This window comes from Deltaproteobacteria bacterium, assembly GCA_016180855.1.
Classification (GTDB): Bacteria; UBA10199; UBA10199; order JACPAL01; family JACPAL01; genus JACPAL01.
On record JACPAL010000018.1, the window covers coordinates 81,294 to 87,810 of the forward strand.

Annotated in this window: 8 protein-coding genes; 1 reads left to right on the forward strand and 7 read right to left on the reverse strand. The window is 49.8% G+C overall.

Features of this window, described 5'->3' with window-relative positions; translation table 11 throughout:
- Positions 1 to 29: 29 nt before the first annotated feature.
- A complete protein-coding gene (locus tag HYT77_09305) occupies positions 30 to 1,580 on the reverse strand; it encodes a methylmalonyl-CoA carboxyltransferase (protein ID MBI2068193.1) in 1,551 nt (516 codons plus the stop codon).
- Positions 1,581 to 1,681: 101 nt separating this feature from the next.
- Here HYT77_09305 and hisC point away from each other — a divergent pair, with 101 nt between their 5' ends.
- The gene (gene hisC / locus HYT77_09310) at positions 1,682 to 2,731 is read left to right on the forward strand and encodes a histidinol-phosphate transaminase (protein MBI2068194.1); all 1,050 of its coding nucleotides are present in this window, start codon (positions 1,682 to 1,684) and stop codon (positions 2,729 to 2,731) included.
- A 1-nt stretch (position 2,732) separates the two neighbouring features.
- Here hisC and HYT77_09315 read toward each other — a convergent pair whose 3' ends face one another.
- The 6 genes from HYT77_09315 to HYT77_09340 form a co-directional block, all read right to left on the reverse strand.
- Positions 2,733 to 3,134, reverse strand: a complete 402-nt coding sequence (locus tag HYT77_09315) for a hypothetical protein (GenBank protein ID MBI2068195.1) — start codon at positions 3,132 to 3,134, stop codon at positions 2,733 to 2,735.
- Positions 3,135 to 3,334: 200 nt separating this feature from the next.
- Positions 3,335 to 4,012, reverse strand: a complete 678-nt coding sequence (locus HYT77_09320; GenBank protein ID MBI2068196.1) for a nucleotidyl transferase AbiEii/AbiGii toxin family protein — start codon at positions 4,010 to 4,012, stop codon at positions 3,335 to 3,337.
- Positions 4,009 to 4,395, reverse strand: a complete 387-nt coding sequence (locus tag HYT77_09325) for a hypothetical protein (GenBank protein MBI2068197.1) — start codon at positions 4,393 to 4,395, stop codon at positions 4,009 to 4,011. The genes HYT77_09320 and HYT77_09325 overlap by 4 nt, the downstream gene beginning before the upstream one ends.
- A gap of 16 nt (positions 4,396 to 4,411) precedes the next feature.
- Positions 4,412 to 4,711 (reverse strand): hypothetical protein, encoded by a 300-nt coding sequence (locus HYT77_09330; GenBank protein ID MBI2068198.1) that lies wholly within the window; start codon positions 4,709 to 4,711, stop codon positions 4,412 to 4,414.
- A 61-nt stretch (positions 4,712 to 4,772) separates the two neighbouring features.
- A complete protein-coding gene (locus tag HYT77_09335) occupies positions 4,773 to 6,098 on the reverse strand; it encodes an ATP-binding protein (protein MBI2068199.1) in 1,326 nt (441 codons plus the stop codon).
- Positions 6,099 to 6,297: 199 nt separating this feature from the next.
- Positions 6,298 to 6,517, reverse strand: a 220-nt coding sequence (locus HYT77_09340; GenBank protein ID MBI2068200.1) for a zinc metalloprotease HtpX, incomplete at its 5' end; no start/stop codon positions are given.

A 6,517-nucleotide genomic window follows, 5' to 3' on the forward strand; every position in this document is an offset into this window, starting at 1 on the left:
GATGTGTCAAGGGCGTTACTGCCTGTTTTTTACAAAGGGATATTCCCATGCTTTTTGGGGGGATTCTTGGATCGTTTGTTCTTGAGCATCTCAAGGGCATCGATAATACGGGGACGTGTCTCATGCGGCATGATGACGTCATCAATATACCCCAACTCCGCCGCCTTATAAGGGTTGGCAAAGGTTTGACGGTATTCCGAAACAAGCCTCTCCTTCTCCTTCGGGGCCTCTTTTGACGAGATAAGCTGATTCCTAAAGATAATGTTAACTGCCCCCTCCGGCCCCATAACGGCAATTTCGGCGGTCGGATACGCCAGATTAACATCACCGCGCACATGCTTGGAGCTCATGACATCATAGGCCCCACCATACGCCTTTCGTGTAATAATGGTCACTTTGGGAACGGTCGCCTCGCAAAAGGCGTACAGAAGTTTGGCGCCGTGACGGATAATCCCTCCAAATTCCTGATCGGTCCCCGGAAGAAACCCAGGCACATCCACAAAGGTGATAATGGGGATATTAAAGGCATCGCAAAAACGGACAAAACGGGCCCCTTTGATGGAGGCATTGATATCGAGACATCCCGCCAGATGCGCCGGCTGATTCGCCACAATTCCAATGGACCGCCCGTTCATATGGGCAAAACCGACAACCATATTTTTTGCCCAGTGGGGCTGGACTTCAAAAAAGGAGTTCTGGTCCACCACCCACTGGATGAGCCGTTTCATATCATACGGCTTGTTCGGGTTTTCAGGAATCCACTCGTCTAATTGGGGCTCGCTGCGATCGGATCGATCCTCTGTCTCGGCAACGGGAGGATCCTCAAGATTGTTGGAGGGAAGGTAACCCAAGAGGCGGCGAACCTGCCTGAGGCAATCCCGGTCATCCTCCGCCAGAAACTGCGCCACACCGGACTTTTCGTTATGCGTCCGCCCTCCTCCCAAATCCTCCTTGGAAACCTCCTCATGAGTCACGGCCCGAATCACATCGGGACCGGTAATAAACATATGACTCGTCTTATCAACCATCAAAACAAAATCGGTCATCGCCGGCGAATAGACCGCCCCTCCAGCGCAGGGCCCCAAAACTGCTGAAATCTGCGGGATGACGCCGGACGCCATGACATTCCTCTGAAAAATATCGGCATAACCGGCAAGGCTCCTCACCCCCTCCTGAATCCTCGCCCCCCCCGAGTCGTTCAGGCCGATCACCGGCGCCCCAACCTTCATCGCATGATCCATGATCTTGCAGATCTTCTGGGCGTACGCCTCCCCGAGCGATCCCCCGAAGACGGTGAAATCCTGAGCAAAAACAAAAATGAGACGCCCGTCAATCCGACCATAGCCAGTCACTACGCCATCTCCCGGGATCTTCTGTTTATCAATGCCAAACTCAGTTGCACGGTGGGTCACAAAGCGATCCGTCTCGACAAAACTGTCGGGGTCAAGAAGTTCCGCAATTCTCTCACGGGCCGTCAGCTTGCCAGCCTCGTGCTGTTTGGCGATCCGGTCCTTTCCACCCGCCTGAAGCACCTCCTGATTCCGCCGTTCCAGCTCGTGAAGTTTTTCTTGTAGTGACATCTTTTCCCCTCACCCTCACAGAATTAAAATTTGTTTCAAGACCCTCCATGAATTATTTCTTTTTGATTGATCTGGCAAAGGAATTATTTTTAATATGACGAATGTTCCGACCCCACCTTAAAAAACTAAAGGCGTATTCGCTCGAAAAGGCAGACTACAAGGCGAAGCTCAACCAGAATGAGTCGCCTTACGATCTGCCAGAAGATCTCAAAGAGAAGATCCTGGAAGAGTTAAGAAAAACGTCCTGGAACCGTTACCCCTCCCCCTGGGCCGATCCGCTTTGCAAAAAGATCGCTGAAAAGGAGGGATGGGATCCGGAGGGGGTACTCGCCAGCGCCGGGTCGAACCGTTTAATCCACTTTTTGGTCCAGGCAACCTCCTTGAAGGGGCGCGTTCTGACGATCTCGCCCAGCTTCTCTCTCTATCGTGCCGAGGCATCCCTGGTAGAAAGCAAGGCGATCAAATTTCCTCTCAATCCCGATGATTTTTCGCTCCCGCTTGAGAAATTTTTGCGGGTTTTCAAAAGAGCGAGACCGGACATCACCTTTCTGGCGAACCCGAATGCCCCGACGGGCAACCTGTTTCCACAGGAAGATCTTCTCGAGATCGTCAAACTGGGAAAGAGGCTGGGCAGAATTGTCGTGGTCGATGAGGCTTACTATCAATTTGCCAAGCAGACACTTAAGGGATCCCTCAAAAAATATCCAAATCTCGTCCTGCTTCGGACCTTCTCCAAGGCGTTTTCACTCGGAGGGGTTCGGCTTGGGATTCTTCTTGCTAACCCGAAGGTCGTTGCAGAGGTCAAAAAGGTAATGCCCCCGTTTATGATCAATCACTTTCAGCAGGCGGTCGGGTCGGTTGTCCTGGAAAGCGATTCATTCGTTGAAGAGGTTGTCCAGAGAACCCTTCAGGAGAGGGGAAGGGTCCGACAACGGTTGCAGGAACTCCCCGGCGTTTATCCCTACCCGAGTGATACAAACTTCATCCTCTTCAAGCTCCCTCGATCAAGACAGGTCTTCCATCACCTGTTGTCCAACGGCATTCTCGTTCGTCCCATGACCTTTGAGGGATTGCCCGACTGCCTCCGGGTCACTGTCGGCACTGCCGCTGAGAACGACCTTTTTCTGAATACATTAGCAGAGGCCGTCTAATTCACTCCGCTTGAACCATGTAACGGACGGAATTTATCAGGGTAGCTGGATAAGCTGGGACCTCATTAACGGTAAAATGACGCAGAGAGCCCATTTGTGTCACTGCATTTGTCTCCAGTTTGATGGCACAACGATCGGCATTCTCCCGATAGTAATAGGAGGTACGATCTCCACAACGTGACCGGGAGTAGTCGAATTCAACATGGTCACGATAAGCCTTCACCAGATGACGTCTTGTAATCTCCTGTCGAAGCGCCTTAACGACGCCTGTGCTGTAGACATCTCCACTCTGACTTTTCTGCTCCCTCTCCTGAAGCTTCCGATCAATGTCTACAACCCGCCCCCGCTGGATCGCCCTCAGGGCATCCCGATAACCGACTTCACTTGGATTAACCTTGGTCATATCTCCTCCTTTTCCTTTGCAGATAACCAACTGTCCCCTCTCTCGCTCAATAGGATTGAAAGTTTCTGTATTTTTCACATTTTTCCAGCCTCTTGTCATAGTCGGCGCATTCAGCCGCAAAGGTGTTCGAGAAGCCTGCCAAGAGAAGCCCGACGACCAACACCACTACTTTTTTCATAGGATCTCCTTTTTTTAAATTTTCATGCCCCACTGACCATCAACTCAACCATCATCTTCTGAGAGACCGCCAAGGCACGCCTCTTGATTTCATTCCAATCGTTATAAGGCGCTTTAAGATTTTTATAAGAATTCAAATCGGTTTGTAAAAGATCCCACGGTTTCGGATCGGCCAGTTGTAAGGCGAGTTGTTGACTCACAGATTGTTCCTCCTGCGGGTAGAATGAGTCAAGGGGAGAGAGGGCTTGAAGTGCCCGCTGGGTCCCCAAGTGATCAAAAAGGGCAACAAAGTCAATAAAATCCCGTGTGGCATTGCGTTTTACAATGAGCACCCCTTTGATCCTTAAGACCTCGTCGGGTGTCGGGACTTTTAGCCCCCTCACCTTCATCGTCTCCAGAGGTTTGGAGCGAATCAATTGACGAATACCGGTTCGAACCCCCTGAAAATTTCCGAGAATCAATACGGGGGGTTCCAGTTTTCTGGTGCGCCAGCCGGCCTCTTGTTCCACCTTTTGGAGGATTTCGGCAAAGCGTTCTTTGAGCCCCGGATGCACATGGTCCGCATCGATTGAGGTTCGGTGACCCACATGGAGCACGGCCGCTGTCCCTCCAACCAAGACACATTCCGGAAAATGAGACTGAAAAACCATCTGGGCAGAAAGAAGACGCTCCCACTCCTCTGTTTCTCGCTTTGTACTTATGCCTCACCTCCTTGAAGGTTCCTCAAAAGGGCCCTCCACAAGTTGGTTGATCCGTAGATTTCAACCGAACGAACCACTCTTCCCAGGGCATGGGCCGTCTCTCCAAAGGGGTGCTCACTGATACGATGATAAAGCTCTCGCCACTCCGAGAGTCCTCCATCAGAGATGACCTCTTCAAGATAAACCGGGTCGTCCCAGGAGGGGCTGTTCAAACGAACACTCGCCGGGAGAAAATCGGAACGCCCTTTCCCCCACCGGGCACGCGCCGCTTGGGCAGCAATGGCATGGCGCTGGCTGGCCCCTAAAGCCATTTTCCGCCTCTTGCCCCCCTTCTTCCCCCATTGTGCGAATAGATTTCGCGTTCTTGCGCCAAGAGACTTCATGGCAGTAATGTTATGCTTAGGGGGTATGCTTGGTCAAGCGAGAATCCTGTTCCCTGTTCCCTTTTTTCCTTAAAAACCAGCCAATGATTCCTCCAATAATTGAATATAAAACGATGTTAAAAGACCAGAAAAGAATTACGCCGATCAAACCCCATTCTTCAGGCGGAGCAATATCAAGAAAAACAAGCCACGTAGACAAAAAAAACAGGGGCACACAGGCTATGCCTTCTTCACCACTGAAGATAGCAAAACAACCAAACGTCGCTCCTAAAAGCAATCCGCCCACCAAGGCACCAATGAAAAGGCCTTTTTTCATGATTGATCCAGGGAGGTATTACCACCGTTATGAAGTGAGCTCTAGGAAAAATTTGGGAAATTTATCGCTTCTTAAAGAGCCTCATCAAACCGTAAAAAGGGGTCGAGATGATTTGATCGCTAACCCCATAGGGAAGTGTTGAAACACGGAGGGCCCGACCAACATATTCCTTCTTCTCCTTAAGAAAAAGGGAAAGGCTTTTTGAGGAATGACCTTTATGGCTTTTGACCTCGATCGGCATGAGGGTGGAGCCATCTTCAATTAAGAGATCAAGTTCTGCTTCTGAGGCCCTTGCCTCCCGGTGCCAGTAAAAAACCTTGGGACTCCTGTTTTTATCCGTATAGCTTAATATTTCCTGGGCAACAAATTGTTCGGCGATCCCTCCCCGATGGGACAGGAGTTCTTTTCTTTGCAAATAAAGCTCCGACAAATGGAGGCCCAACACCCTTTGGCACAACCCGATATCCAGGAAAAAAACCTTGAATTTTTTGGGGTCAATTTGCGATTCCAAGGGAACACCGCTGGCTGAGGAATGATGGGCTTTGTAAACTATCCCCGCCTGTTCAAGGAGATTCAGCGCCGAGGAGAGCTCACGGGATTTTATATGAGGGTCCATATTGCTGTATTTGAGTTTCTGCCCCAATAACCGGGGAATTCCTTGAAACAGAATTCTCAAAAAGTCCACATTGGTCCTTGAGGCGTATTTGTGAAAGTCTTCCCGAAAACTCGCCATCAGGATCTGCTGGACTTCCTGACATCTTTGCAGAGCCTCTCCCTGGGATGATTCCACATAAGTTTTGATGACTGCCGGCAATCCACCCAAGAGGGAATAAATTGTCGTCTCCTCCAAGAGTTTTTCATGAATGGGGGTCGCAATCGGGTTGTCCTCCATTTCAAAGATTGCCTGAACCAAATCACCCCGGCCGACTGCTAAGAGATACTCCTCAAAATTCATGGGAAAGAGGTGGAAAAATTCAATTCGTCCCACTGGAAAACTTAGGTCCTTGAAGGTAAACTCCAGAAGAGATCCCGCCGCAATCACATGTTGTTCGGGAAGATTTTCCTTGAAGTATCGGAGCGAGAGAAGGGCCTCTTTGGAAACCTGAATCTCATCTAAGAAAAGGAGCGTTTTGCCCTTTTCAATTTTTTTCCCACCTAACAGGGAGATATTTTTTATCAATTCCTCAGGTTTTCCATAACTCGACTTGAAGAGGTCGAGGTATTCTGGTTGGGACTCCAGGTTAATTTCGACAAAATTCTCATAAGAGCGGGCATGTTCTCGAACGAGCCAAGTCTTTCCCACCTGGCGCGCACCCCGAATGAGGAGGGGGAGACGTACCGGCCGATCCTTCCATTGCTCCAGTAATGTTAAAACTAACCGCTCCACTTTATCTTATAATAATCCATTTTATGGATAAAAGACAAGGATGTTTTGTCAAAATATGGATAAAAGTCGGGTCACTTATTGGTGGCGTGGCCATTAATGACCAGAGGAGAATGAGTCAAGAAATTCACCCCGGCAACCACACACACCTCTTTTCAAGACGAATTGTGCAGGAACGTTCTGCCATTTTTCATAGGGCACCCTACGTCCTGCTCGCCATTTCTCTTAATAATCGAATTCGCAGTCCGATCGGGGGATGCGTATCGAACCATCCCGATTTCTCGCTCAATTTTGGATCAATCCCCTTCTTCACATCGGATGCTGCCCGGAGCGGATTGACAATAAAAAGGTGCTGGGTTCCACGATTGGCGAGTTGCAACTCATCCGGATCGGTCGCAATCTTTTCGAGCGCATTGGCCAGA

What these genes read in the sequence shown, in the direction of transcription:
- HYT77_09305 (MBI2068193.1), bottom strand. Translation starts at nt 1,580, where the DNA reads ATGTCACTACAAGAAAAACTTCACGAGCTGGAACGGCGGAATCAGGAG.
- hisC (MBI2068194.1), top strand. Translation starts at nt 1,682, where the DNA reads ATGTTCCGACCCCACCTTAAAAAACTAAAGGCGTATTCGCTCGAAAAG.
- HYT77_09315 (MBI2068195.1), bottom strand. Translation starts at nt 3,134, where the DNA reads ATGACCAAGGTTAATCCAAGTGAAGTCGGTTATCGGGATGCCCTGAGG.
- HYT77_09325 (MBI2068197.1), bottom strand. Translation starts at nt 4,395, where the DNA reads ATGAAGTCTCTTGGCGCAAGAACGCGAAATCTATTCGCACAATGGGGG.
- HYT77_09330 (MBI2068198.1), bottom strand. Translation starts at nt 4,711, where the DNA reads ATGAAAAAAGGCCTTTTCATTGGTGCCTTGGTGGGCGGATTGCTTTTA.